Source organism: Spiroplasma sp. BIUS-1 (assembly GCF_010365805.1).
GTDB lineage: Bacteria > Bacillota_I > Bacilli_A > Mycoplasmatales > Mycoplasmataceae > Spiroplasma_A.
On the sequence record NZ_CP048386.1, the window covers coordinates 202,750 to 229,168 of the forward strand.

Sequence of the window (26,419 nt, forward strand, 5' to 3'; positions counted from 1 at the left end):
AGTTTTATGATTAAAAAAATAGGTGTTTTAACATCAGGTGGTGATGCTCCTGGTATGAACGCAGCTGTTGCATCGGTTATAAAAACTGCTATTTCAAAAGGAATTGAACCTTACATCGTAAGAGATGGTTATAAAGGTTTAATAAATAATTGAATTGAAAAAGTAGATATAAATTTTGCATCAGATATTATTTCTAAAGGTGGAACAGTAATTGGTTCTGCAAGATTGCCAGAATTTAAAGAAGAATCAGTTAGACAAAAAGCTGTAGATAACTTAAAAAATATGGAAATAGAAGCTTTAGTTGTAATTGGTGGAGATGGAAGTTACCAAGGAGCTGAAAAGCTTACAAAAATGGGAATTAATTGTATAGGTCTTCCAGGAACAATAGATAATGATATTGTTTCTTCAGACTATACTATTGGTTTTGACACAGCACTAAACACTGTAATAGAATCACTAGATCAAATAAGAGACACAATACAATCTCACAATAGATGTATGGTAGTTGAAATAATGGGGAATGGTTGTGGTGATTTAACATTATACGGAGCAACAGGAAGTGGTGCAGAAGTATTTTCTACAAAAGAAAGTTTTTTAACAGAAGAACAAATTATTAATCAAGTAAAAGAATTACGTAGCAAAAACAAACGAAGCGTTATTGTTGCTGTAGCTGAAAAAAATTATGATGTGAATGAGTTAGCAAAAAAAATAGAAAAAGAATCTGGTTATGAAACAAGAGCCACAATTCTTGGACACATACAAAGAGGTGGAAAACCAACAGGTATGGATAGATATTTAGCAGTTAAAGCTGGTATGTTTGCAGTTGAACAATTAATTGCAGGTAAAGGTGGATTGTATATTGGAATGAGCAACAACCAATTAGTTGCAAGAGATATTGATTCAACTTTAAATATGCCAAAGACAGATAAAACTGATGAATATGAAAAACTAAGAAACATTAATAAAGCAGTTTAGTAACAATAAGGAGAAAAAATTATGAACAAAGAAATAGAATTTTACGAACCAAGTAAGATAGCGAAAAAAATTAAAAGAACTAAAATAGTAACAACAATAGGACCAAGTACTCATTCAAAAGATGATATTAGAAAATTATTTGAATCAGGAATGAATGTTGTAAGATTAAACTTCTCACACGGAAAACAAGAAGAACAATCAGAAAAAATTAAATCAGTAATAGAATTGAGAGAAGAGTTAGAAAAACCAATTTCAATTATGCTTGATACAAAAGGACCAGAAATTAGAATTGGTAAAGTTCTAGATGGTGCTCAAGAAATTAAAGCAGGTACTGATGTAAGAGTTTACACTACTCAAGAAGAATATTTAAATCGTGAATGTAAAGCAACTGAAATGACAGTTTCTTATGACATGAGTATTGATTTAAAACCTGGAGACACTGTTTTAGTGGATGATGGAAAACTTACATTAAATGTTATAAATGTTGAACCAGGATTAGTAAACTGTAAAGCATTTAACACACATACAGTTAAAACAAACAAGAGAGTTAATTTACCTGGTGTAGATTTCTCATTGCCATTCTTAGCACAAAAAGATATTGAAGATATCAAATTTGGAGCAAAAATGAAAGTTGACTATATTGCAGCATCATTTGTTAACTCAGCTGATAATGTAAATGAAATTAGACAAATTTTAAAAGAATGTAATGCAGAACATGTTCAAATTATTTCAAAAATAGAATCAAAAATTGGTATTTTCAATATTGATTCAATCATTGAAGCTTCAGATGGAATCATGGTAGCTCGTGGAGATCTAGGATTAGAAATCCCTTACTATGAAGTTCCATACTGAGAAAAACAAATGATAAGAAAATGTAGAAAAGCTGGTAAAGTTGTTGTTGTTGCAACACAAATGTTAGAATCAATGACTGACAACCCACAACCAACAAGAGCAGAAGTAACTGACGTTTACTATGCAACTGAATTAGGAGCTGATGCAACTATGTTAAGTGGTGAATCAGCAGCTGGAATCTATCCATTTATAACTACAGAAACTATGGCTACAATTAATAAACGTGCTGAATTAGGTTTCTATGGAAAAATATATTATGATAGAGCTTTAGAAGTAGCTAGAAATTCAAGTACAGGTAAAAGAGCTGAAATAGCTGATGAATTAGCAAACATAACAAGAAATGGTAAATATGAATTTGCAATAGTTTTATCAAGAACTGGTGAATTATTAAGAACAATTTCAAAATTCAGACCAAACGTTACAATTCTTGGTGTTTGTGAAAAAGAAGAATTATGAACTGGATTTGGAGCAATGCACTCAATCTTCATGAATAAAGTTGATAATATTGATAAAACAATTGATAATAAAGAAGTTTTATCAGAAATAGCAAGATCATGAGGAGCTAAAAAAGGTGAAGAGATCTTAATTGTTAAAAATGAAGATATAAAAACATTCACTGTTTAAAAATAACCACTATAATAGTGGTTATTTTATTTTAAAGCTAGGAAATAAACAAAATTAATTATAAAATGTTATAATTTTTTTGTTAATAACAAGGAGAATACTATGAACAAATTTAACCCAAATGAAAAAATGAAAAGAACCAAAGTTATAACAACTATTGGTCCAAGTGTTCATTCAAAAGAAGCTATCAAAGAATTATTTGATAAAGGAATGACAACAATTCGTTTAAACTTTTCACATGCTGACTTTCAAGAGCATGGTGAAAGATTTGAATGAGTAAAAACATTAAGAAAAGAAATTAATAAACCAATCTCAATTTTATTAGATACTAAAGGTCCAGAAATTAGAATCGGAAAAATGAAAGATGGTAAACAAGAAGTAAAAGCAGGAACAGAAGTTACTGTTTATACAAACCCAGAAGACTTCTCATCAAGAGAATGTACTGCAACTGAAATGCAAATGTCATACGACATGTCTCAAGATGTTAAACCTGGAGATGTTGTTTTAGTTGATGATGGAAAACTAACAATGCACGTAACAAGTGTTGAAAAATTCAAAGTTATGTGTAAAGCTTTCAATACTCACTTAGTTAAAACTAACAAAAGAGTTAACTTACCAGGTATTGAATTTACATTACCATTCTTAGCAGAAAAAGATTACAACGATATTCACTTTGGAATTGAAAATGATATCGACTATATTGCAGCATCATTTGTTAACTCAGCTGATAATGTAAATGAAATTAGAGCAATCTTAAAAGAAAAAAATGCAGAACACATTCAAATTATTTCAAAAATTGAATCACAAGTAGGATGTGACAACATCGATTCAATTATTGCAGCTTCAGATGGAATCATGGTAGCTCGTGGAGATCTAGGATTAGAAATCCCTTACTATGATGTACCATACTGAGAAAAACAAATAATTAGAAAATGTAGAGAACAAGGAAAATTAGTTATTGTTGCAACACAAATGTTAGAATCAATGACTGACAACCCACAACCAACAAGAGCAGAAGTAACTGACGTTTACTATGCAACTGAATTAGGAGCTGATGCAACTATGTTAAGTGGTGAATCAGCAAACGGGGACTTCCCATTCATAACTGTTGAAACAATGTCAACAATTAACAAACGTGCAGAAGTTGAATTCTATGAAAAAAACTACTACACAAAACAATTAGAAAAAGCTAAAAAATCAAGTTCAGGTAAAAGAGCTGAAATAGCAAACCAATTAGCAAACACAACTTTACCAGGAAACTATGAATATGCAGTTGTTGTTTCAAGAACTGGTGAATTATTAAGAACAATTTCAAAATTCAGACCAAACGTTACAATTCTTGGAGTTTGTGACAATGAAAAATTATGAACTGGATTTGGAGCAATGCACTCAATCTTCATGAACAAAGTTGATAACTTAGATTCATTCATGACAGATGAAAAAGCAATTTCAGAAGTTGCTAAATCATGAGGAGCAAAATCAGGTGAAAGAATTTTATTCGTAAGAAACGAAGATATCAAAGAAATCACTGTTGCTTAAAAAAACAAAAAAACTAAACATACTTATGTTTAGTTTTTTTGTTTTACACTAATAAATTTATGTATAATATTAATTGGTATATTTATAATTTATATAAAAAAGGTGGAAATACAGATGAAAATAACATTATTAGATGGAAATTCAATGAGTTTTGATGGACCAAAAACTGTAGTTGAAATTGCCCAAGAAATTTCTATTTCTTTAGGTAAAAAATGTGTTGGAGCCGTAGTCAATGGTAAAGAAATACTGCCTTCAAAAGCTTTAATTGATAGAGATTGTAAGTTGGAATTAATAACAGAAAGACATAGTCTTTATAATTCTGTTGTTAACTATACTGCAAAAATTCTTACTTCATTTGCTTTGAAAAAAGTTTTCCCTGAAGGGTGTGTTTATCCTGAAAGTGAAGGTTATGATAAAACTGAGTTTTTTGTTTATTTTGATTTAGATGAAAAATTAACTTTAGAAGATATTAAAAAAGTTGAAAAAATAGCAAATGAATGAGTTCAAAAACAATTATCTTTCGGATTTGAAAAAGAAGGACTAACTGAAAAAGAATACATTGATTTAATGGTTTCTTTAAAAGTTAAAAAAAGTTATATTGAAACAATGATAGAAAATAATAAACAAAGATATATAAAATACCCAATGGCTTCTCTTGATGGAATAGCTTTCTATTCAAGATTTGCAACTTTAAATAGTACAAAAGATTTATTTAAAATTGAATTAAATGAAATCACCGCTTTCCAAGTGGAAGAAGGTCAATTTGTATATAAAATTCATGGACTTACAGGAGTTAGTGAAAAAGATTTAGAAGATAAAAAGAAAAAACTTGAAGAAATTAAAGAAAGTGATCATAAATATATTGCTAAAAACTTAGAAATATATCATTTAGATCCTTTAATTGGTCAAGGTTTACCGATTTGATTACCAAATGGTACAGTCTTGAAACAAGAAATTAAAAAATATCTAATGCAAAAAGAATTTGAATATGATTTTATTCAAATTGAAACACCAGTTATTGGTACAAGTGAACTTTATAAAACATCAGGACATTGAGATCATTATCGTGATGATATGTTTGCACCTATGATTCTTCCAAAAGAAGAAATGGTTCTAAAACCAATGAGTTGTCCTCACCACATTTCAGTTTATAAATATAAACAAAGAAGTTATAGAGATCTGCCTTTAAGATTTGCAGAACATGCATTACAACATAGATATGAGTCAAGCGGAAGTTTAACAGGGCTTGAAAGAGTTAGGGCTATGGAGTTAACAGATTCACATATCTTTGTTAGACCAGATCAGGTTAAAGATGAATTTGTAAGATGTTTTAACTTAATAACAGAAGTTTTAAATACATTTGGTATTAAAATTGATTATCTTTCATTATCTTTGAGAGATCCTCATGATAAAGAAAAATACTTTAATGATGACAAAATGTGAAATAATGCAGAAAAACAATTAGAGTCAGTTTTAGATGACTTAGGTATTAATTATGAAAAAATGATTGGTGAAGCAGCCTTTTATGGTCCTAAATTAGATATTCAAGCAAGAACTGCTTTAGGTCATGAAATTACAGTTTCAACAATTCAATTAGACTTCTTATTACCTCAAAAATTTGATATTAACTATATAAATGCAGAAGGAAACTTAGAAAGACCTATAATGATCCACAGAGGTCTTGTGGGAACATATGAAAGATTTATTTCAGTTCTTTTAGAGCAAACAAAAGGGGTTTTACCACTTTGATGTACACCTCAACAAGTTGAAATAATACCTGTAAATATAGCTAATAAAGAATATGCTGAAAAAATTAGAAATGAACTTAAATCAAACTTAATTAGGTCAAAAATTGACTTAAGAGATGAAAGATTAAGTTACAAGATTCGTGATGCACAAGTAAGAAAAATTCCATACCAATTAGTTCTTGGTGAAAAAGAAGCTGAAAATGAAACAGTTACTTATAGAAAATATGGTAGTGAAGAACAAATCACTGTAACAATAAAAGAATTTTGTGAAATGATTAATAAAAAAGTTATAGAAAAATCATATAATTAATTTTAATTAGGAGAAAATTATGAACAAAACTAACAAAATTGAAGATGAAATTAAACTTCTTAAAGAACAAGATTATGGCGTTTTAGATGCTCAACATTCATTCATGGTTGATGGAGTTTTAGGTGGTTTTAAAGCAGCTATTCATAAGCTTCACTACACATTTGTAAAACAAATTTTACTAGGAATTATGAGTGGTGTTATTATTGGTTTTGGATATGTAGCATGTATTATTGCTATGGTATCTATAAGTGGAACTGATTTTGAAAAATTCGGAACAATTCTTTTAGGATTCATTTTCCCGGGATGTATCATTATGATTACATTTTTGGGTGGGGGATTATTTACAAGTCACGTATTTAGTACAATTCCTGTGTTTAAAGGTTGTGGAAGTAGAAGACTTTACTTAAAGGGAATCTTTGGAGTTCTTTTAGGTAACTTCGCAGGTACATTTATATTTGTAGCATTATTTTCTGCAGCTGGTGGACTTTGAGATAACGGACCTTTTTTAGACAAAGTTTTTTCAATGGCTATGCATAAAATGTATTTAGTAAATCACGATTTAAATGCAAGTGGAACAACAAATATTTTAAGTGTTTTAGGAACAATTGGAATTGGTATTGCTTCTGGTATTTTATGTAACATGATGGTTTGTGCAACACTACCATTGGCAAGTACGACAAAAAATACAGCAGCAGTAATACTTCTTATGATCTTCCCGATTGCTTATTTTGCAATTGGTGGATTCCAACATGGACCTGCAAACTCATTCTTTATGTGAATGTTATTGTTTGAATCAATATTTAATCATTCAACTGTAGTTTCTGGAAATTTACACCCAGAAATCCAATATTTCTTACTATTTATAGTTTTAAGTACTTTACCAACATTAATTGGTAACTGAATTGGTGGGGCTTTATTATTACCAGGTATTTTATATTTAATAAATAAAGAATACGCTACTGTTTTATTTAAAAAAATAAAATTAGAATATCTTGAAAACAAAGTTTACAGTTTTAAACAAAAAGCAGAAACACAAGCAGCTAATTTAAAGAATAAAATTAAAGAAAAAGAAGCTGATATAAAAGCTCAAGAAAAACAATCAAAAGATAAATAAAAAAACCATTTACTATGGTTTTTTTATTTTTTTATATATAATTAGTAAAGATAAATGTACAGGAGTATTTTATGAGATTAATTATCAAGCAAATCAGCAAGGGCAAACGTAAGTAGTTTAAAACCTATTGATTTTTTTGATTAACAAATACATTAATACTTATCTTTAAAACGAAATAATATAATACAAATAATAAAAAATATAATTAAAAACAAATATAAATTAAAAAATAATAATTAGAATGTGAGAATAGAAAAATGAAAAATAATAATTTAAAAGTAAAAAGGAAGTTTAAGTTTAAAATTCCTACATCATTTACAATACTTTTTGCTGTATTGGCAATGATAATGATAGCATCTTGAATAATGCATTATGCTGGGGTCACTTATACAAAACCACCAGAAAAAGAAGAGGGTCAACCGACTCCCGGAGTTGCTATAACTGCAATTGGTATCGTTGATTTATTTGTATCTATATTTAGAGGTTTTGAAGATAAAGTTGAAGTAATTGTATTTGTACTATCCATCGGGGCATTTATTTATATTGTTATGAAGTCAAAATCATTAGATGCTTTGACTCAAAAAATAGCTTGAAAATTTAAAGATAAAACAATTTGAGCCATACCTATTATTGTTGTATTTTTAAGTTTTTGTGGATCAGCATACGGAATGGCTGAAGAAGCTTTAGGGTTTCATATGATTGTTATTCCTTTGATGTTGGTTGCTGGTTTTGATGTATTTACAGCTCTAATAACTGTTCTTCTTGGTGGGGGAATCGGACCAATGTTAGCAACATTTGATCCGTTCTTAATTTTTACTGCAGCAAATGCAGCAAATAATGCTCCACCAATGGATGGATTAATATTTAGATTGGTTGCATGAGTTTTAGTTACAAGTTTCACTTCTGGGTGAATAATGTTTTATGCAAGAAGTGTTAAAAAAAATCCACAACTTTCTTATACATTTTCAACTTTGGAAGAAGATAAAAAATTTTTCCTAAAAGAACAAATTAATGAAGTGCCATTAACAAAAAAAAGAATAGCAATTAGTGTTATCTTCTTATCAATGTTTTTAATTATGATAGCTTATCTTTTTCCTTGAGATACTTTATTTGGAACAAACGCAATGCAAAATGCAGGGTTATGAGTTAACAAATATATCCCTTTCCTAACAGGTCTTGTTCCTGGTATGGGTCATGGTGATATGTTTGTGGTTGCTGGATTTTTCTTGATAGGATCATTAATCGTTACAATTTTAAATTGAGAAAGCGAAGAGTCTTTTATAGAAGACTTAATGGTTGGTGCCAAAGATATGTTGGGAGTAGCATTTATTATCTCTATAGCAGGGGCAATAACTTTTTTACTAAAAGAAACAGGTATGCAATCATTAATGCTTGACGGTATTGAAAAATCAAATGTAAATAATATGAATCCATTTTTATTTATTATAATGACATTCTTATTATTTATTCCGATGTCATTTGCATTACCATCAACTTCTGGATTCTCAAGTGCTGTATTTCCTGTTTGAGGACCTCTAGCAGAACAAATAACTGTTGGTTCTACTGCAACAAATATGGTTTCTGGTAGTATTACTGCATTTGCATATGCAAATGGTACAGCAAATATGATTTCTCCGGCTTCTGGAATTGTTGTTGGAGCAGCACAAATTGGAAGAACAAGTTATGGTACAATAATTAAAGGTACATGAAAATTTCATTTATGTTTATTCTTTATAAATATTTCATTACTTTTAATTGGTACTGGTTTAAATTATACTGGTGCACACATCTTTTAATCTATTTTATTAAAACCCTTTACAAGGGTTTATTTTTACGAGGTAATTTATGAAAGTGAAAAAATTTCAAAGTGATAAGGCTTTTTCTGTAAAGAAATTTTCTGATTCATTTAAAATGATTGGCGAAACCATAAAACATAACCCATGAACATTCGTGGGTTATTTAATATTTACTGTAATTGACTCTATTTTGTACTCTTCAATAACAATTGTTGTTAGTCAAATGACAAAATCTTTAACAACTGATGGACAGAAAGGAAATAATTTTTTAGGTCTTTCAATGCAATGATACAGTTGAGCATTTATTGGACTAGCTATTTTAATGCTTATTGTTGTTTTTGATTATCTAACTAATGTTTTTACAGCACTTTTTTCAAAGAAAGTTGAAATTTATCTTCGTATAAAAGCTTTAAAAAAACTTGTTGAAATTGATATAAGTTATTATTCAAAAAACCAACTTGGTTTAATAATGTCTAGAGTTATAAATGATAGTCAAGGATCTGGAGATTCATTCAATGATTTTCTATTAAACCTTCTTTTCACAAGTGTTAGTTTTACAACAATGATGGTTTTTATGTATATGATAGATCCGTTAATGGCTTCAATAATATTTGCAATATTTTTAACACTTGTTGTTATAGTTTGAGTTTTATTTGTATACTACAGAAGAGCTATAATTATCTCAATTGATGTTAAACAATCAATTGATGCAGACATCACTGATAGATTAATAAATATTAGAGCTATTAAAGCAAATGCGGCAGAAGATAGAGAAACAATGAGAAATAAAGAACTGCATAGAAAGTATGATGAGAAATTAAGTAGAGTAATATGATTACAATCTTCTCTAACATTCTTTTCTTATACATTTGCTTGATCATTGCCCATTGTTGCAATAATTTCAGCAATGGGATTATATGGTAATTCTATGGATGGAGCTGAATTAACAAACTTAATTGTTGCATTTGCTTCAGCTACAAATAATATACTTTATTCATTAATGACTCTTCCTGTATGGATGAGAGGTCTTACAAAGCTATCAAACTGTATTATGAGGCTAAATCACATATATGACTCAAAATCATTATTAGAGTTTATTGATAACCCACAAAAAGTTGGAGATATTGAAACAATTACTTTTGATAAAGTTACATTTAACTATCCAGAGTCTCCAACAAAAAAAATCTTGCCAGAAGTTAGCTTTACTTTTGAAAAAAACAAAAGTTATGCATTTGTCGGAGAAACTGGGGTTGGAAAATCTACAATAGCTAAACTATTGTTAAGATTTTATGATGTAACATCAGGAGAACTGCTTATAAATGGTAAAAATATTAAAAAAATTGATCATGTAGATTATCTAAATAAAGTAGGTTATGTAGAACAAGAGCCACAAATACTATATGGAACTGTTATGGAAAACTTAAAATATCCATGTTTTGATAAAACAGATGAAGAAGCAATTGCAGCTGCAAAAAAAGCAAAAATTCACAATTACATAGAAAAGTTACCAAAAGGTTATGATACAATTTTAGGAGAACGTGGTTTTATGTTTAGTGGAGGGCAAAAACAGCGTCTAGTAATTGCGCGTCTTTTCTTGAAAGACCCACAATTGCTAATTCTCGACGAAGCAACAAGTGCGTTGGATAATGTCGTTGAGAGAGAAATTCAATCAGAGCTAGACAAATTAATGGTGGGTAGAACCACTGTTGTTATCGCACACAGATTAAGTACAATCAAAAACGTCGATGAAATAATTGTTTTAGACAAAGATGGAGTTTCTCAAAAAGGTAGTTTTGATGAGTTGAAAGAAAAAGAAGGAAGATTCAAAAAGCTATACACTATTGGTTTGATGAAATAGAGGTATTATATGAACGATATTAAATGAAATGAAATATCAATGGAAATGATCTCTTGCATAGGTACTGCAAAGTCAAATACAATAATGGCGATAAGAGCTGCCAAAGAAAGTGATTTTGATAAAGCAAAGGATTTATTAAAAGAAGCTGAAACAGAAATGACAAAAGCTCACAACTTACATTTTGATATAGTTTCTAGAGAAGCTGGTGGAGAAAAATTGGAAATTAAATTAATTTTTATTCATGCAGAAGATCAAATGCTAACAACTCAAGCAATGATGGATTTAGCAAAAGAAATGATTGAAATGTATAAAATTATTAATAAATAAATAAAAAAATTGGGAGGGTATAATTTATGCCAAAAGCGTTTACTATTGACTTAGGAGCAACTTCTGCAAAGTGTGCATTCTTTGATCATGAAAAGGTTATCAAAACATTTGTTTTTGATACGACAAATAAAACAAACTTATTAGAAAACATTTCAAAAGAAACTTTTAAAGTTGCAGCTGAAAACAATATCGATATGGAAGCATTAGATTTTGTTGGAATAGCTGTTTGTGGAATTGTTGATAATGAAACAGGAACAGTTCTTTATTCAACTAACTTAGGTTGAACAAACTATCCAACAAGAATTGAATTACAAAAATTATTTAACAACAAAAACATTGTAGTTTTAAATGATGCAAAAGCAGCAACTTATGGAGAATGAAGTGCTTCTTTAAATAAAGAACCAGAATCAATGGCTTTATTCACAATTGGAACTGGAGTTGGAGGAGGAGCTATTTTCAATAGAAAATTAGTTTTTGGAGATAACACAGGATTACCAAGTGAACCAGGACATGGTGGAGGATTCCAAAATGTATTTCAATGTAGTTGTGGATTACTTGGTTGTTTAGACCCAGTTTCTTCAGCAACAGGTATTGAAAGAAGACTTATAGAGGTTGCTTCTAAATCAAGTGGACCTTTAGGTGAAGTTTATTCAAGATTAAAAGAAGATCTACACATTATTGATGTAGCGGACTTGTTTAAAAATGGAGACAAGGAAGTTGTTGATGTTTTCAAAGAAAATTTAGAACCGCTAGCTAAATGTATCTCTGTTTTAATACATTTCTTTGATCTTTCAATGATAGTTATTGGTGGAGGGCCTTCAAATTTAGGAGAACCTTTCTTAGATATTATTAAAGAAGATTTAAAAAAATATGTATTACCACAATTTTATGACAAGATAAAAATAACAAGCTCAGGATTAAAAGACTTAGTTGGAGCTTGAGGGGTTTACAAATATGGAGTAGATCACATTATAAACAAAAAATAAATCTTAAAGATTTATTTTTTTTGTTTGAAAATATTTATATAAATATTATAAAATATGTATAAGGAGACTTTCTGTATGAAAAAACTATTATCTTTATTCGGAACATTAACACTTTCAACAACAAGTATAGCGATTTCAACACAAGTAGTCTCATGTAATGCAACTTGATCTGGTGAATTTCAATCAATAATTGACAAAGATGTTGAAAAAATAACTGGAAAAGATTATTTTGATATAAAAGAAGAAAAGGATAAACAAATAACACCAAACAAAGTTGATCCTTGTAAACCGGGTTCATTTTACTCTGACGAAACAAACCCAGAACCTGAAAACCCAGAACCTGAAAACCCAGAATTGCCTGCTTGTGTTGAAGTGAAACACAGGGATGTAAATGTATTAGAGTTAAAACCTTCTGAATTAATAAATAATAAAAAAAACGAAGTTGAATTAAAAAAAATTACTGATAATTCATTAGAACTTTTCAAAGAAGCAAGTACCTATTTTGATTCAATTGTCCCTGATTTTGATCCAAAAGATGAAGATGGAAACGACTATTATTACTATGTTTTAGATGATAAAAATGCCTATGGTAATTCATCAAAACTTATGAATTATGAATCTCAAAAAAATATTTTAGATTTTTACGGTGATGCAATAATAAATCCTTTATTTCAAAAAACAGCAGTTCAGTTTGCGGTTTTAAGAAAAAACTTAGCATTTACACAATACTTTGAAGATACTTTCCTTAAAAATCCAAGTGAAAAATATACTAAGGAATATATAAGTGAAGTTGAATACATGAACAATTATTTAACTGATGGTTGATTTGTTCCTATGTTTAAAATAATAAGACAAGAAAAAGTAATCAGTCAGGGTAACTCGATGACTAAAATGAAATTCGACAAACATGTTGTAAGTTATTTCGACGTAGGTTCAAAATCAAGTGAGTACCTTAAAAAATACGAAGGATATTGATTCACACCTTCTTCAAACAATGATGATTGAATAAAAGGTATTATTTTAGCTGATGGAAAAAGTCCAGAAAAAGATGTAATTTACGGTTCTAAACCTCATATAGCTGCAAGAATAAATGATTATGAAGTTTCTAGATTATATAATTATGGATTTACTGAATTGGGGGGTCATAGATAATGCAAAAATTTGAAAAATACCCTGATATATTTGAGCTTTCTAATAATATTAAAGCAAACAAAGAAAGAAGAAAGAAGTTAAAAACTGAAATATTTGATCTTAACAATGAGCTTCACACTAAAAAATTAAAGGCAAAAGATATTTCTTCAACTTTTAATAAAATTAGAAGAGAAAAAGAAAAGGAATTAACTGCTTCTTTGGATGTTGATTTAGCGAATGCTAAATATAAAAAAGCTGATATAAACAAAATTTATGATGTTTATAATGACACAATTTCTTCTTTAAAAGAAGAATATGAAGCAAAAAAAATTAAAAGATCTGAAAAAATGCGAATGGAAATAGAGGATTTAAAGTCAAAAATAGAATCTTCTAAGCAACAATATAAAGATATCGGAATAAGAAATAAAGAAATCAAATTAGAAGTTAAAGAGCTTTGAATAATCAAACAAGAGGATATTCAAAATGAATCTGATAGATTAAAATCTGAGTTAATTGAATTAAAACTTGAAGTTAAATCAAATATTTATCACTTTAATAAAGAATACAGAGAAAAGTATGTAGAATTAATTTCTAATTGAAAAGAAGAAAACCACTCATTAGTTAATGTTGGCTATATTCTTAGAAAACTAAAACGTAAAAGAAGATTAAAACCTTTTGAACACGAGTTAGATGAAACAATTTATGAATTATCTCTTAAAGTTAATGAACTTAAGATTATTTATAAAAATAAAATAGATATTGAAAAGAAAAAGTTAAATGATAAAAAATTAGAAATCAGATATAACTCTGGGAAATCAGACCCGGTAACCATCAAAACAACTGTTGATAAAATAACTTGAGCATCAGGTAAATTATCAAACTGAAAATACATGGTTGCTATAAAAAATGGGTTCTTTTCATTAATGCCTCTAGTAATTGTTGGAGCAATGTTTATATTGGTTAACAACATTATCCTTGGAGCAGGAAATGGTGGATTATTCAACTTATTTTACTTATCTGCCGATCAATTGGCAGTTTTGGATAAAGTAAAATTAATTGGTTCTTACATCTGAAATGGTACATATGCATTCTTTGGGTTGCTTTTAGCTGGAGCTATTGCTTATCACTTGGCGCCATACTATAAAGTTAACCAATGAGCTGCTGCTGTTGTAGGGTTTGTTTCATTCCTTATAATGAATCCATCATTTTGAGGAAATTTAGGAGTATTTGGTACTTCTGGAATGTTTACTGCAATGATTATAGGTATTTTATCAACAGCTTTATTTGGAAGACTTTCAAAAAATGAAAAATTAAAAATAAAAATGCCTGACTCAGTACCTGATGGGGTTGCAAAGTCTTTTAACGTTCTAATACCTTATACAATAACTGCTGTTGTTTTCGGGGTTACTGCTTTTGGAATTTCTTGAATAGGTTCTGCTGTGGGAGAAATAACAATCGGAGAAAACACAGTCACATTTATGGATATAAATGGTCTAATTACTGTAGCGATTCAAAAACCACTTGTTAACGCGGTTTCTGGATTTGGTGGAATGATAAGTATAGTATTTATCTGACAAATTTTATGATTCATGGGAATTCATGCAAGTGGTATATTATCACCTATTGTTGAGCCAATTCAACTTGATGGTTTAACTCAAAATCAGCAAGCATTAGCTGAAGGTATACAACCACAATATGTATTTACAAATCCATTTATGAATAACTTCTTATTTATGGGTGGAACTGGAGGAACAATTGGACTTATTATAGCGATTCTTTTATTCTCTAAACGTGGAGATTATAGATCAATGGCTAAAATAACATTAATACCGGCAATATTCTGTATTAATGAACCATTACTATTTGGTTTACCAATTGTTCTAAATCCAATATTGTTCATACCATTTGTGTTTGGACCAATATTGGCAGGTGTTGTTGCTTATCTAGCAACAACTACTGGAATAATGCCTCACTCTAGTGTTGTTGTTCCTTGAACAACACCACCGATTATTGGGGGTATATTAACGACAAAAAGTTTAATGGGTGGTGTAATAGCTGGGGTAAACTTAGTTTTATTAATATCAGTATACTCACCATTCGTAATGTTAGCAAATAAATTAGAACAACGTGATTTATTAAACAAATTTGCTAAAAATAAAAATCAAAATGAAGAAAATATTGTAAAATTAGAAAGTAATTTAAATAGTGTAAATTTAAATAACGTTTAATTCGCTTTGGGAGGGGAAAAAACAATGAACAAGAAAGTACTTTTAGCTTGCAATGCTGGAATGAGCACATCAATACTTGTTAAAAATATGCAAAACTATGCTTTTGAAGAAGATATCAATGTTGAAATAAAAGCTGTTTCTGTAAATGAAGCAAAACTAAATGGTAAAACATGAGACATAGTTCTTCTAGGGCCGCAAGTTGCATATGAGTTAGATGAAATTAAAACTTACTTTGATACACCTGTTTTTGTAATAGATAAAGAAGATTATGCAAAAGCAAGTGGAGAAAAAGTTTTAGAATTTGCATTGGCAAACTGTAAATAAAAAAATCACTTTAAAAAGTGATTTTTTTATTGTTAAAATTATATTAGTGAGGTAACTTTATGAAAAGACAATTAGGTATATCAATATATCCTGAACAATCAACTTTTGAAAAAGACAAAGAATATTTGGATTTAGCAAAAAAATTAGGGTATGAAGTAGTTTTTACAAGTGTTTTACATTTTGTAGGATCAGAAAACGAAAAACAAAAAGCAGAAATGGTTTTAAAAACTATTAAATATGCAAAACAAATCGGTTTCTACACAATTTTAGATGTTGAATATAAATCAATGGAATTAATTGGAATAAGTGTTAATGATGTTTCAAAATGTAATGATTATGGAATAGATTGTTTGAGATTAGATTCTCCAAGTTTACCATTTGAAATATCTTCTATTACACATAATAAATATGGAGTAGATATTCAACTTAACATGTCAAATAATGACAGTTTAATTGATAATGTTATGGATTTTAAACCAATCAAAGAAAGACTTAGTGGATGTCATAATTTTTATCCATTAGAATATACAGCGCTTCCGTTTGATTACTTCAAAGAAGCAAATAAAAAATATTTAAAGCATAACTTATCAACTGCTGCTTTTGTTGGAAGCCATTTTGGTGAAATGACAACAGCTACTGGTTGAAAGGAATTGCCAACACTTGAAGAACAAAGAAATCTTTCTATTTCAGAACAAGCAAAAATTCTTTTCTACACAAATGAGATTAATTTAGTTTTGATTGGAAATGCTTATGCAACAAAAGAAGAATTAGAAGAATTAGCAAGTATTGATAGATATGAAATAACTTTAAATGTTAAACCAATGTATGAATTAAGTGAAGATGAAAAGGGTATTTTAAAATTTGATCACTTCAGAAGAGGGGATATTACAGAATATTTTGTTAGATCTACATTCTCAAGAGTAGAATTTAAAAACTCATCAATAGAGCCAAAAAATACAAAGAAAACTTATAATAAGGGTGATGTTGTAATAATAAATAATAATGATATTAAATATAAAGGTGAATGCCACATTATTATGAAAGATAATTTTGAAGACAAACAACAAAAATATAATTGAATTGGTACTATAAAAGAAAGTGAAAAAAGACTAATAGAATTTATTGGTCCTTGAAGTCACTTTAGATTCGGAATCGAGGAATAATTATGTTATTGACAGGATTGAGTAATGGAACTTTTTGAACTTTATTTTCATTTGGTATTTTAGGACTTATTTTAGGGGTATGCTCTACAATATTTTTTATTAATTTTAAAAGAAGAAAGAAACTTGAAAAGGATTCTTTTAAAGTTACAACAACAAAGTTTAAAATTTTCAGGTTTTGACAGTATTACGGAATTTTCACATTAGCTATGGTGGGCTATTTAATGGCTTTGATTTTTTTAGGAATTTGTCTTGGTGAAATCATAGGATAAATATTTTTAATCATTATAAATTGTAATTTTTTTCCAAAAAATAAAAAAATTTATGGAAAAAAAATGCTTTTTTTTTTTTTTTTTTTTTTTTTTATATTAAAATACAAATGAGAGGAAAGAAAAGGAAAACAAAATGAACGATAAAAGCGTACATTTAACTAATGAAAAAAAGTTAAAGACAAAAAGAATGAAAAGTTCGGACAATGGTAGCAGTAGTTGAAGTAAATTTTTAACAATGCTTCAAGAGCTTGGAAAAACTCTACAGTTTCCAATCGCTGTGTTACCGTTTGCTGCTATTTTAAATAGGTTTGGAGCTCTGGGTATTCAATTTTCAACAGATTCTGCTGGTGAAATTACAAATCAAGTAGGATATTGAATATCTTTAATAATTCAAAAACCCGGTGCTATACCATTTGATAATCTTGCCTTATTATTTGCGATAGGTTGTGCTTTTGGTTTAGCGAAAGATCATCGAGGAGAAGTCGCCTTGGTAGCTGTGATATTTTATTTATCGCTTGCTGCATTAACAAGTGAAGGAACTCTTCCAAGTATGATTTATGGGAATGTTTTGACTCAAAAACAAGAAGCGGTATCTTGGGTTGACCCAATAAATAACACAACTCACTGAAGTCAAGGCGGAAGTGGATTATGGTCCCAGTTACTTTATGTTGTTACAAAATCACAGTATAAACAAGGAGCTTCTGCTGTTCCAGGGTTGGTAGATGGAGCTACATATATTACTGGAGCTACTTATGTTTTAAATATAGGGGTTTTAGGAGGAATAGTTGCAGGATGTATGTCAGCATACTTCTACAATAGATTAAAAGATATTAAATTGCCTCCTGCATTATCATTTTTTGGGGGTAGAAGATTTGTCCCTATGGTTGCCTTAGCTGCAGCTATACCAACGGCTTTTGCATTTGCAATAGTATGACCTTGAATACAATTAGGATTAATTAAATTCGGAACAGCAGTTGCTGATCCAACAAATCCTGCAGTTGCTATTCCAGGAACTACTGTATATGCAATATTAAACAGACTATTATTACCATTTGGTTTACACCAAATTATGAATACATTCTTCTGATTCCAAATGCCTGTGACAGGTACTCCAATAGAAGTGATAACTGGAGCGCCAATCGGCTCAGGAGAAATAATTGTAAATGGTGATATTAATGCATTTACTAAGGGATTAAATACAGCTGGTTTATTCCAATCAGGTTTCTTCCCAATTATGATGGGTGGATTACCAATGGCTGCTGTAGCTATGATTATGACAGCAGATAGAGAAAATAGAAAAGAAATGGCAGGATTCCTTGGGGGAGTTGCTGGTGTTTCATTCTTGTCAGGAATTACTGAACCTTTAGAATTCTCATTTGTATTTATTGCACCTGTTTTATTAGGTATTCACGCAGGATTAACAGGTTTATTTATGGCAATAACAACTTCTATGAGAATTCAAATAGGATTCGGATTTAGTGCTGGATTTATTGACTATGCAATATCATTTGCACAATCATGAGGATTAGCAAATCAAGCAAGTAATAGTGGATTTCAAACAGCAATTGCAAATCCGTTATGAATATTAGTATTGTCTGCAGCTGCAGGAGCAACATACTTCTTCGTATTCTACTTCACAATTAAAAAAATGAATCTAGCAACACCAGGAAGAAATGTTGACGGAACAACATTATCAACAGCAAGTAAATCATCTACAAAAAAAGAATCTTCACAAAAAGGAGACAGATATGATGAGATGGCTTCAAAAATAGTAGAAGCTATTGGTAAAGATAACTTTGTAAGTATTGATAATTGCGCAACTAGATTAAGACTTGTGCTTAAAGATAATGCCATTATAGATGATGCACTAATTAAATCATCAGGAACTTATGGTATAAAACGTTTAGGAACTGAAAGTTTGCAAATAGTTGTAGGACCTGATGTTGAACATGCTGCTAATGCACTTAAAAAATTATTAAATAAATAAAGTAAATATTAAAAAAAGAAATGTTTACATTTCTTTTTTTTTGGAGGTAAATATGGCTTTTAATTTTGAAAAAGATACAGATTGAATATTTACTTTTTGTAAGAGCTGTTGAGATTTTAAAAAGTTTGTTTTTTCAAAAAGTATAAATTTTGAGACAAAAGATTCTTACAAAGGTATATGTGTTGAATGTAAAAAAGAGCAAAGAATAAATTTAAAGGAGGCTAGAGATTATTATGATCATTTAAATGATCATAATAATTAATTGGTTATGGACAAATTTCCTTGATGAGTAATCCTGATAATAATTTTTGTTCTTCTTATCCTTTATTTTGTCATTCCTTGAAACAAAATAAGATCAAAGTTTAAAGAAAAATCGGATTTAATAAATGAACCTAAAGAATATATTGATTCTGAAATCGACAAAAAAATAACAAAAGCTGTAGAAAACCCAAATAATAAACCAATGCTTGGTATTTATAATTGATTTGGTAAAAAAGAAGCTTTGAGATTAAAAACAATAGTTTATGTACAACCTGAAGAAGATAGTTGTGATCTTTGTATCCCTTTCGAAAATCAAATTTTATCTTTAGAACAATATGACAATCAGTATATAACCATGAGTGAAGCTATATCAAAAGGCTATCATCATATTGGTTGTAAGCATATTGATATTGACTATTTTCCAGGCACTACAAAAATACCAGAGAAAAAAATCAGTTCAGAAGAGCAAGTCAAAAAACACAAACAGGTGTTGTCTCTGTATAAATTAGAAAATGATATAAGAAATTTAAAATATGAATTTGATAATGTAAAATCTTCAGATTCTTTAAATAAAAAAATAATTGAAAAAGAATTTGAGATCATAGATTACTGTTTAAAAAACAAATTGCAAAGGAACGTTGAAAGAGAAAATCCTAACATATCTGATTTGAAAAAGTTTAGATAATTAATTAAAAAAAAGTGATTTTTTTAAAAAATATATAATATAATAATTAAGGTTTAAAGAAAGAAGCGCACAGCTCACCGTAATTTGTAAAGAAACGGTAAAAACTTATTTATTATTCGTATATAAAATAAATAAATTTTAAGTGTGCTCCTGATCTTTTAACGGCACACTTTTTATTTTGGAGGAAAAATGGCAGACAATAAAAATATAAAAACAGATTTTGTAAACAGAGAAATTAGAGCTAAACAAGTTTTAATTATCAATGATGATGGTACTAAAAATGGACCACTTAACAAATTTGAAGCTTTAAAATTAGCAGAAGAAGCAGGTTTAGATCTACTTCAAGTGGGTATGCAAGATAATGCTACAGCTATTGCTAAAATCTTGGACTACGGTAAGTTTAAATATGAACAAAAACGTAAACAAAAAGAAAATAAGAAAAATCAAGTTAAAGTAGAAAACAAAGAAATTCGTTTAACTGTCGGTATTGGTGAACATGATATGGACACTAAAGCTAGAAAAGCAAGAGAATTCTTAGAAGCTGGAGATAGAGTTAAAGTATCATTAAAATTCAAGGGTAGAGAAATAACTTTCCAAGAATTTGGAAAAGAAACATTAGATAGATTTTTTACAAAAATTGAAGATGTTGCAAAAATCGAAAAAGAAGCCAAACTAAATACAAGATTCTTAGATATGTATGTAGTGCCAAAAAAAGGTTAATTATAGGAGGAGAGAATTTATGCCAAAAATGAAGACAAAAAGCTCTTTAGCAAAAAGAGTTAAGAAAAATGGTGCAGGTAAGTTAAAAAGAGGTAAAGCTTATAGATCTCACTTAGCACAAAATAAATCAACAAAACAAAAAAGACATCTTAAAAAAGCAACTTTCGTCTCAGCTGGAGATATGAAACGTCTAAAAGGATTATTACAAAACTAAAATAGGAGGTAGAACAATATGGCAAGAGTAAAATTTGGTAAAGTAACTAGAGCAAGAAGAAAACGTTGAATTAAAAGAGCAAAAGGTTACTACGGAACAAAAAAAGCAAACTATAAAAAGGCTCATGAACAAGTTGTACGTTCTATGGCTTATGCTTTTGTTGGACGTAAACTTAAAAAACGTGACTTTAGAAAATTATGAATTATTCGTATAAACGCAGCAGTTAGACCATTAGGATTAAGTTATTCTAAATTCATGAATGGTTTAAAAATTGCAGGAATTGATATTAACAGAAAAATGTTATCTGAATTAGCAATTCACGAACCAAAACAATTTGAAGCAATAGTAGCTTCATCTAAAAAAGCTTTAGATTCTAAAAAATAATACAAATGAGCGACAAGCTCATTTTTTTATTTATGTTAAAATCTTTCTATATTTATATGAGGTATAAAACATGGCTAAAATTTTAGATAATAACGAAATAGAATTCTCAAAAGATGACTTATTGGCTGCTTGAGAAAATTCGCCAATATTAATTAACAAAGAACCAGAATCATTTAGAATGTGTTTCATTTGCAAATTCTATATGATTAAAGAGAATTTTGAAAAGGGAGATTTAGCTTGAATTTGTGAATTTATTGATCTAAAACATTTTAATTTAGATTCTTCAAATATGATAGCTATACATCCTGGTTGTAGAGAATTGAGACACAAAGATGACTGCTCTAAAATTGTAAAAAAGATAAAATCATCACAGTGAAGTGCTTCAGAATAAAAAAAGAGGTTTAAAACCTCTTTTATTTTCTTTTATAGTTAACTCCAGTTAAATTTTGTACTTTTGTAAGTTTTTTTCTAGCTATTTTACGAGCTTTTTCGGCTCCTTTTTCTAATCACTCATCTACTAAATCAGAATTACTTAGTTCTTTAAATTTAGTTTGAATTTTTTCTAATAATTCAACAACCACTTCACTTACATTTTCTTTTAAGAATCCATAATCCTTACCTTCAAAGAATTTTTCTGTTTCTTCAATAGTAATATTTTTAAGTGCTGAATATATTGTTAATAGATTACTTACACCAGGTTTATTTTCTGGATCATATTTTATTAAGTTCTCTGAATCGGTAACAGCAGCTTTTATTTTCTTTTTAACATCTTCAATATCATCTAAAAGAGCTATAAAACTTTTTGGGTTAGCAGCTGATTTAGACATTTTCTTAGATGGATCTTGTAAGTCCATTATTTTTGAACCAACTTTTGGAGTGTAATCTCCAGGTATTGTAAACATTTCTCCAAATTTATTGTTCATTCTTTCTGCAATATTTCTAGCTAATTCAATATGTTGTTTTTGATCTTTTCCAACAGGAACAAATTCTGGATCATATAACAAAATATCTGCAGCCATTAAAACAGGATAAGTTAATAAACCTGTTGGAATAAATTCTGTTCCATTTTCTGATTTGACTTTTGTTGATTTATCCTTAAATTGAGTCATTCTTTGTAATTCCCCAATAGTTGTATTACAAGTAAGTATTCAAGCTAGTTGAGCGTGCTCTAAAACATCACTTTGTACAAAAACTGTTGATTTTTCAGGGTCCATTCCACAAGCAAAATATAGAGTTACCATATTTTTAATATTTTTTCTAAGTGTTTCTTTTTCAATTGGTGTTGTTATTCCGTGAAGGTTTGCAACAAAAACATACATATCAAACTCTTCTTGAAGTTCTACAAAGTTTTTCATAGCTCCAATATAGTTACCTAATGTCATTTGACCTGTTGTTGTTATTGCTGATAACATTCTTTTTTTATCCATACTTATTACTCCTTGATTTACATTTAATATTATACAATCTTTATATATTTTTCTTTTAAAAATAAGTAAAATTAATTATAGTTTAGAGGTGGAATAAATGTTTTCATTTAGCATAATTAAAAATGATTATGAAACAACACAAGAAGTAGTTTCTAGTTTAAAAGAAAAACTTGAAGTCAGGGGTTGAAAGTATGATGAAATTAACCCTAGTTATGTATTTATTTTTGGTGGAGATGGAACTTTTTTAAAGGCAGTATCAACATATAAAGAAAATATAACAAATATTGAGTTTGTCCCATTTAAATCTGGAGGAATTGGTTTTTACACAAACAAAAATAGGGTAGAAAACATTGATGATACTATTGAATCAATTGAAAATAAAAGCTATAAGTTAAATGATTTTGAGTTATTAGAAATAAAAAGTAGTCAAAAAAACTTAATAGTTACAAATGAAGTAAAAATATTAAATGAAAAAAATCCACTATATGTAGAAATTTATATAAATGATGAATTTTTAGAAAAATTTCACGGAACAGGACTAGTTGTTTCTACTTCTAATGGAAGTAGTGGTTATATGAAATCAGCTGGAGGAGCTATCATATTGTCTAAAGACAGTAGAATATTCCAACTCCAAGAACTTGTTCCTGTAAGTACAAACAAATTTAGAACTTTAAATGCTCCTTTAATATTAGATGAAAATCATGTATTAAAATTAAAGTTTGAAAAAAAGTCAAATGAAATAATGATAATAGATACAGTTGAGTATCCTGTTGAAGACTTAGAAATAGAGATAAAATCTTCAAAAAACAAAATAAAGGTTGTAACCGATCATAAAGCTGCAAGTAAAATTGAAATATTGAGAGATATTTTTGTTAAAGACAAGGAAGTTATAAAATAGTGAATACAATAGTTTATATTCTTTTGGCAATAGCTTTTACGGTTTGTTTTATCTCTCTGTTTGCATATTTTTCTATAACAAAAATTATAAAAAATAAAAAAGATAAATATGGAATTGACAGTATTGAAAGAAGTTCGACAATTTATAACAAAATATTGATAGAAATTGGAACAATAGAAAATGTTGACTCTATAAAGGAAAATAGAATTTTAGTTCTTTCTTCACAACTTGTTAATATAGAAAATTTGAAAAACTTAAAAATAAAAGCTGAAATAGAAGGAAATGAAGTTGGTTTAACTTCTAAAGAATTCTCCATAAAGTTATTTATGAAAAGGTTAGAAAATGATTTAAAAAAATAAGATAATGATTATCTTATTTTTTTATTATAGTTATAAATTCCTCCCTGAAGAGTTCTTGCATCATAACCAAGTTGTCTTAAAAAACTAGCTACTTGTCCGCTTCGATTACCAGCATTGCATACTGTTACTATTGGTTTGTTGCTTGGGTTATATTCCTCTAGGTATTTTTTGAAGTCATCTAAAAATTGATCTATATGAATATTTACAGCTCAACTAAAATGGGGTAAAGTTTTAAACTCTGTTCTTGTTCTAACATCCAAAGTAAAATACTTATCCTTGTCCAAAGCATATTCTTCAACTGAAATAAACATCACATCACACCTTCTTTCACAAATATTTTAATCTCTTATTTGTGAATAAAACAATCTTTTTTTATTCAAAAACTTTACTTTAAACATAAATAACTTATAATTAGAGAGTATTTAAATCTGGTTGACGTTTTATTTTAAAAACTAAACAAATAATAAAAACTAAAGAAATGGAGAAAAAATATGGCAGATATTAAATTTATGGCCCTAGGTGGTCAAGACGAAAGAGGAAAAAATATTTTTGTTATTAGTGTAAATGATGACTTATATATTTTTGATGCAGGAATTAAATTTCCTGAAAGAAGTGTTTTAGGAATTGATGTTATTATTCCTAACTTTGAATACTTAAAAGCTAATGCTAAAAAAATTAAAGGTATTTTCCTTTCAAACCCAAGTTCAAACAACTCAGGGGCAATTAGTTATATTTTAAGAGAAATTGATGTTCCAGTTTATTGTAATGAATTAACAACAACAATCTTAAAATACAGAAACATGAAATATAGAATAAAAAATAGAGAAAATAACTTCAAAATAATAAATGATAAAGATATAGTTTCATTTGGTGATGTAAAAATTGAAGCTTTTAGAACAACTGCTGCATTTCCAGAATCATTTGGTTTTGCAATGCATACAGAAGATGGTGTAATTGTTTATGCTGGAGATTACATAATTGATGGAAATGAACAATCATATTTTTCAACAGATATGAACCACTTAAATGAAATTGCTAAAAAAGGAGTTCTTGCATTTATAAGTGATGCAGAATATGCTTCAAGAATTGGATATACTGTTCCAAATCATAGAATTGAAAAATTCATAGCAGCTCCAATGAAAGATAAAAAAAGACGTTTAATTTTAGGGATGTTCGAAGAAGATGTATTTAAGTTATTTGAAATAATCAAGCAAGCCAAAGCAAATGATAGGAAAATAGCTGTTTATGGAAAAACAATCACTAAAGTTGTTGAATCAAAAGTTATACAAGAAAGTTTACAAATTTCTGAAAAAGATGTTATTTCAATTGAAGATTTCATGAAATCAGAAGATGGAATATTATTGTTAACTGGAGCAGGGGATCTTTTATACACAAGACTTGCTAAAATAGCTGCAGGAAATGATGATAAAGTTGAATTTACAGAAAACGATACAATAATTCTTGCAACTCCACCAGCAGCTGGAGTTGAAAAAAGACATGCTGAAATATTGGATGAACTTGCAAGAACTAATGCTAAATTAGTTTCATTGAGTGATAAAAACATTTGATCAATGAGAGCGAGTTATGAAGATATTAAATTAATGACAATAATAATGAAACCCAAATCATTCATACCTATAAAAGGTCTATATAAAGACTTCTTAAATGCTGAAAGAGCAGCAATTGAAGCTGGTGTAGAAAAGAAAAATATTCAATTAATTAATAATGGTCAGATATTAAAAATATCTGAAGAAGGTAAATTAATAATTGCATCAGATTCTATAAAAACAGCTGATGTTTATGTAGATGGTATTGGTGTTGGTGATATTGGGGCGGTTGTTTTAAATGAAAGAAAACAACTTGCAACTGATGGTGCTGTAATAATTGGTGCCAATGTTAACAATAAAACAAAAGATTTAATTTCATTAATAGATATTCAAATGCGTGGAGTTATTTACATTACTGAAGAAAATCCTATTTTTAAATTAATGCAAAAACAAATCATTGATATTTTAGAAAAATATAAAAATGAAGCAAAAACAAATCCTAACGCTTACGACTTAAATGCAATTAAGAAAGAAATTGTTTCAAGAATTAGAACTACTCTAAAACAAGAAACAGGAAAACAACCAATTGTATTGGTAATAATTAATGAAATTGACGGTACATTCTTTGAACCGAAAAATAATAGATCAAGAAACTCATAATAAATTTTGAGTTTTTTTTAATTGATTAAAAAA

At 28.6% G+C, this 26,419-nt stretch carries 26 protein-coding genes; 24 read left to right on the forward strand and 2 right to left on the reverse strand.

Annotated elements, in window-relative coordinates; translation table 4 throughout:
* The first annotated feature begins 6 nt into the window (after window positions 1-6).
* The 21 genes from pfkA to SBIUS_RS01080 all read left to right on the forward strand — a co-directional run bounded on the left by pfkA (window position 7) and on the right by SBIUS_RS01080 (window position 21,886).
* Window positions 7-975 carry a 6-phosphofructokinase gene (pfkA, locus tag SBIUS_RS00980; protein ID WP_162684639.1) on the forward strand — a complete coding sequence of 323 codons (969 nt, stop codon included), beginning with the start codon at window positions 7-9 and terminating at the stop codon, window positions 973-975.
* Between the two features lie 21 nt (window positions 976-996).
* Complete coding sequence (gene pyk / locus SBIUS_RS00985; protein WP_162684640.1) at window positions 997-2,451, forward strand: pyruvate kinase; 1,455 nt, start codon at window positions 997-999, stop codon at window positions 2,449-2,451.
* Between the two features lie 102 nt (window positions 2,452-2,553).
* Complete coding sequence (pyk, locus tag SBIUS_RS00990; RefSeq protein WP_162684641.1) at window positions 2,554-3,990, forward strand: pyruvate kinase; 1,437 nt, start codon at window positions 2,554-2,556, stop codon at window positions 3,988-3,990.
* Between the two features lie 114 nt (window positions 3,991-4,104).
* A complete protein-coding gene (thrS, locus tag SBIUS_RS00995; RefSeq protein WP_162684642.1) occupies window positions 4,105-6,048 on the forward strand; it encodes a threonine--tRNA ligase in 1,944 nt (647 codons plus the stop codon).
* A 19-nt stretch (window positions 6,049-6,067) separates the two neighbouring features.
* Window positions 6,068-7,162 (forward strand): formate/nitrite transporter family protein, encoded by a 1,095-nt coding sequence (locus SBIUS_RS01000; RefSeq protein ID WP_162684643.1) that lies wholly within the window; start codon window positions 6,068-6,070, stop codon window positions 7,160-7,162.
* Window positions 7,163-7,419: 257 nt separating this feature from the next.
* Complete coding sequence (locus tag SBIUS_RS01005; RefSeq protein ID WP_162684644.1) at window positions 7,420-8,958, forward strand: YfcC family protein; 1,539 nt, start codon at window positions 7,420-7,422, stop codon at window positions 8,956-8,958.
* Window positions 8,959-9,007: 49 nt separating this feature from the next.
* Complete coding sequence (locus SBIUS_RS01010) at window positions 9,008-10,816, forward strand: ABC transporter ATP-binding protein (RefSeq protein ID WP_162684645.1); 1,809 nt, start codon at window positions 9,008-9,010, stop codon at window positions 10,814-10,816.
* A 9-nt stretch (window positions 10,817-10,825) separates the two neighbouring features.
* Entirely contained in the window at window positions 10,826-11,143 is a 318-nt protein-coding gene (locus SBIUS_RS01015; protein ID WP_162684646.1) for a PTS lactose/cellobiose transporter subunit IIA, read from the forward strand.
* A 26-nt stretch (window positions 11,144-11,169) separates the two neighbouring features.
* Window positions 11,170-12,129: an ROK family protein gene (locus SBIUS_RS01020; RefSeq protein WP_162684647.1), complete on the forward strand. Its 960-nt coding sequence runs from the start codon at window positions 11,170-11,172 to the stop codon at window positions 12,127-12,129.
* Window positions 12,130-12,204: 75 nt separating this feature from the next.
* Window positions 12,205-13,281, forward strand: a complete 1,077-nt coding sequence (locus SBIUS_RS01025; protein WP_162684648.1) for a hypothetical protein — start codon at window positions 12,205-12,207, stop codon at window positions 13,279-13,281.
* The gene (locus tag SBIUS_RS01030) at window positions 13,281-15,488 is read left to right on the forward strand and encodes a PTS transporter subunit EIIC (protein ID WP_162684649.1); all 2,208 of its coding nucleotides are present in this window, start codon (window positions 13,281-13,283) and stop codon (window positions 15,486-15,488) included. The genes SBIUS_RS01025 and SBIUS_RS01030 overlap by 1 nt, the downstream gene beginning before the upstream one ends.
* Before the next feature lie 24 nt (window positions 15,489-15,512).
* A complete protein-coding gene (locus SBIUS_RS01035; RefSeq protein ID WP_162684650.1) occupies window positions 15,513-15,812 on the forward strand; it encodes a PTS sugar transporter subunit IIB in 300 nt (99 codons plus the stop codon).
* 59 nt (window positions 15,813-15,871) lie between these two features.
* A complete protein-coding gene (locus SBIUS_RS01040) occupies window positions 15,872-16,975 on the forward strand; it encodes a DUF871 domain-containing protein (protein WP_162684651.1) in 1,104 nt (367 codons plus the stop codon).
* A gap of 2 nt (window positions 16,976-16,977) precedes the next feature.
* On the forward strand, window positions 16,978-17,244 hold the full coding sequence (locus SBIUS_RS01045) for a hypothetical protein (RefSeq protein WP_162684652.1): 267 nt from the start codon (window positions 16,978-16,980) through the stop codon (window positions 17,242-17,244).
* A 133-nt stretch (window positions 17,245-17,377) separates the two neighbouring features.
* Window positions 17,378-19,231 carry a PTS transporter subunit EIIC gene (locus tag SBIUS_RS01050; RefSeq protein ID WP_162684653.1) on the forward strand — a complete coding sequence of 618 codons (1,854 nt, stop codon included), beginning with the start codon at window positions 17,378-17,380 and terminating at the stop codon, window positions 19,229-19,231.
* Between the two features lie 52 nt (window positions 19,232-19,283).
* Window positions 19,284-19,493, forward strand: coding sequence for a hypothetical protein (locus SBIUS_RS01055; protein ID WP_162684654.1), 210 nt, complete (start codon window positions 19,284-19,286; stop codon window positions 19,491-19,493).
* Window positions 19,494-19,499: 6 nt separating this feature from the next.
* Window positions 19,500-20,177: a hypothetical protein gene (locus SBIUS_RS01060; protein ID WP_162684655.1), complete on the forward strand. Its 678-nt coding sequence runs from the start codon at window positions 19,500-19,502 to the stop codon at window positions 20,175-20,177.
* 189 nt (window positions 20,178-20,366) lie between these two features.
* Window positions 20,367-20,897 carry a translation initiation factor IF-3 gene (gene infC, locus SBIUS_RS01065; RefSeq protein WP_162684656.1) on the forward strand — a complete coding sequence of 177 codons (531 nt, stop codon included), beginning with the start codon at window positions 20,367-20,369 and terminating at the stop codon, window positions 20,895-20,897.
* 19 nt (window positions 20,898-20,916) lie between these two features.
* On the forward strand, window positions 20,917-21,111 hold the full coding sequence (gene rpmI, locus SBIUS_RS01070) for a 50S ribosomal protein L35 (protein WP_101780500.1): 195 nt from the start codon (window positions 20,917-20,919) through the stop codon (window positions 21,109-21,111).
* A gap of 18 nt (window positions 21,112-21,129) precedes the next feature.
* Entirely contained in the window at window positions 21,130-21,495 is a 366-nt protein-coding gene (gene rplT / locus SBIUS_RS01075) for a 50S ribosomal protein L20 (protein ID WP_101780501.1), read from the forward strand.
* Window positions 21,496-21,565: 70 nt separating this feature from the next.
* Window positions 21,566-21,886 (forward strand): hypothetical protein, encoded by a 321-nt coding sequence (locus tag SBIUS_RS01080; protein WP_162684657.1) that lies wholly within the window; start codon window positions 21,566-21,568, stop codon window positions 21,884-21,886.
* Between the two features lie 22 nt (window positions 21,887-21,908).
* Here SBIUS_RS01080 and trpS read toward each other — a convergent pair whose 3' ends face one another.
* A complete protein-coding gene (gene trpS / locus SBIUS_RS01085; RefSeq protein WP_162684658.1) occupies window positions 21,909-22,922 on the reverse strand; it encodes a tryptophan--tRNA ligase in 1,014 nt (337 codons plus the stop codon).
* 97 nt (window positions 22,923-23,019) lie between these two features.
* Here trpS and SBIUS_RS01090 point away from each other — a divergent pair, with 97 nt between their 5' ends.
* Both SBIUS_RS01090 and SBIUS_RS01095 read left to right on the forward strand, forming a co-directional pair.
* Complete coding sequence (locus tag SBIUS_RS01090; protein WP_162684659.1) at window positions 23,020-23,820, forward strand: NAD(+)/NADH kinase; 801 nt, start codon at window positions 23,020-23,022, stop codon at window positions 23,818-23,820.
* The gene (locus SBIUS_RS01095) at window positions 23,820-24,179 is read left to right on the forward strand and encodes a hypothetical protein (protein ID WP_162684660.1); all 360 of its coding nucleotides are present in this window, start codon (window positions 23,820-23,822) and stop codon (window positions 24,177-24,179) included. The genes SBIUS_RS01090 and SBIUS_RS01095 overlap by 1 nt, the downstream gene beginning before the upstream one ends.
* A gap of 8 nt (window positions 24,180-24,187) precedes the next feature.
* Here the strand turns inward: SBIUS_RS01095 and SBIUS_RS01100 are convergent, their stop codons facing one another.
* Complete coding sequence (locus tag SBIUS_RS01100; protein WP_162684661.1) at window positions 24,188-24,490, reverse strand: rhodanese-like domain-containing protein; 303 nt, start codon at window positions 24,488-24,490, stop codon at window positions 24,188-24,190.
* A gap of 180 nt (window positions 24,491-24,670) precedes the next feature.
* Between SBIUS_RS01100 and SBIUS_RS01105 the strand changes: the two genes are divergently transcribed.
* A complete protein-coding gene (locus SBIUS_RS01105; RefSeq protein WP_162684662.1) occupies window positions 24,671-26,386 on the forward strand; it encodes a ribonuclease J in 1,716 nt (571 codons plus the stop codon).
* The last annotated feature ends 33 nt before the right edge of the window (window positions 26,387-26,419 follow it).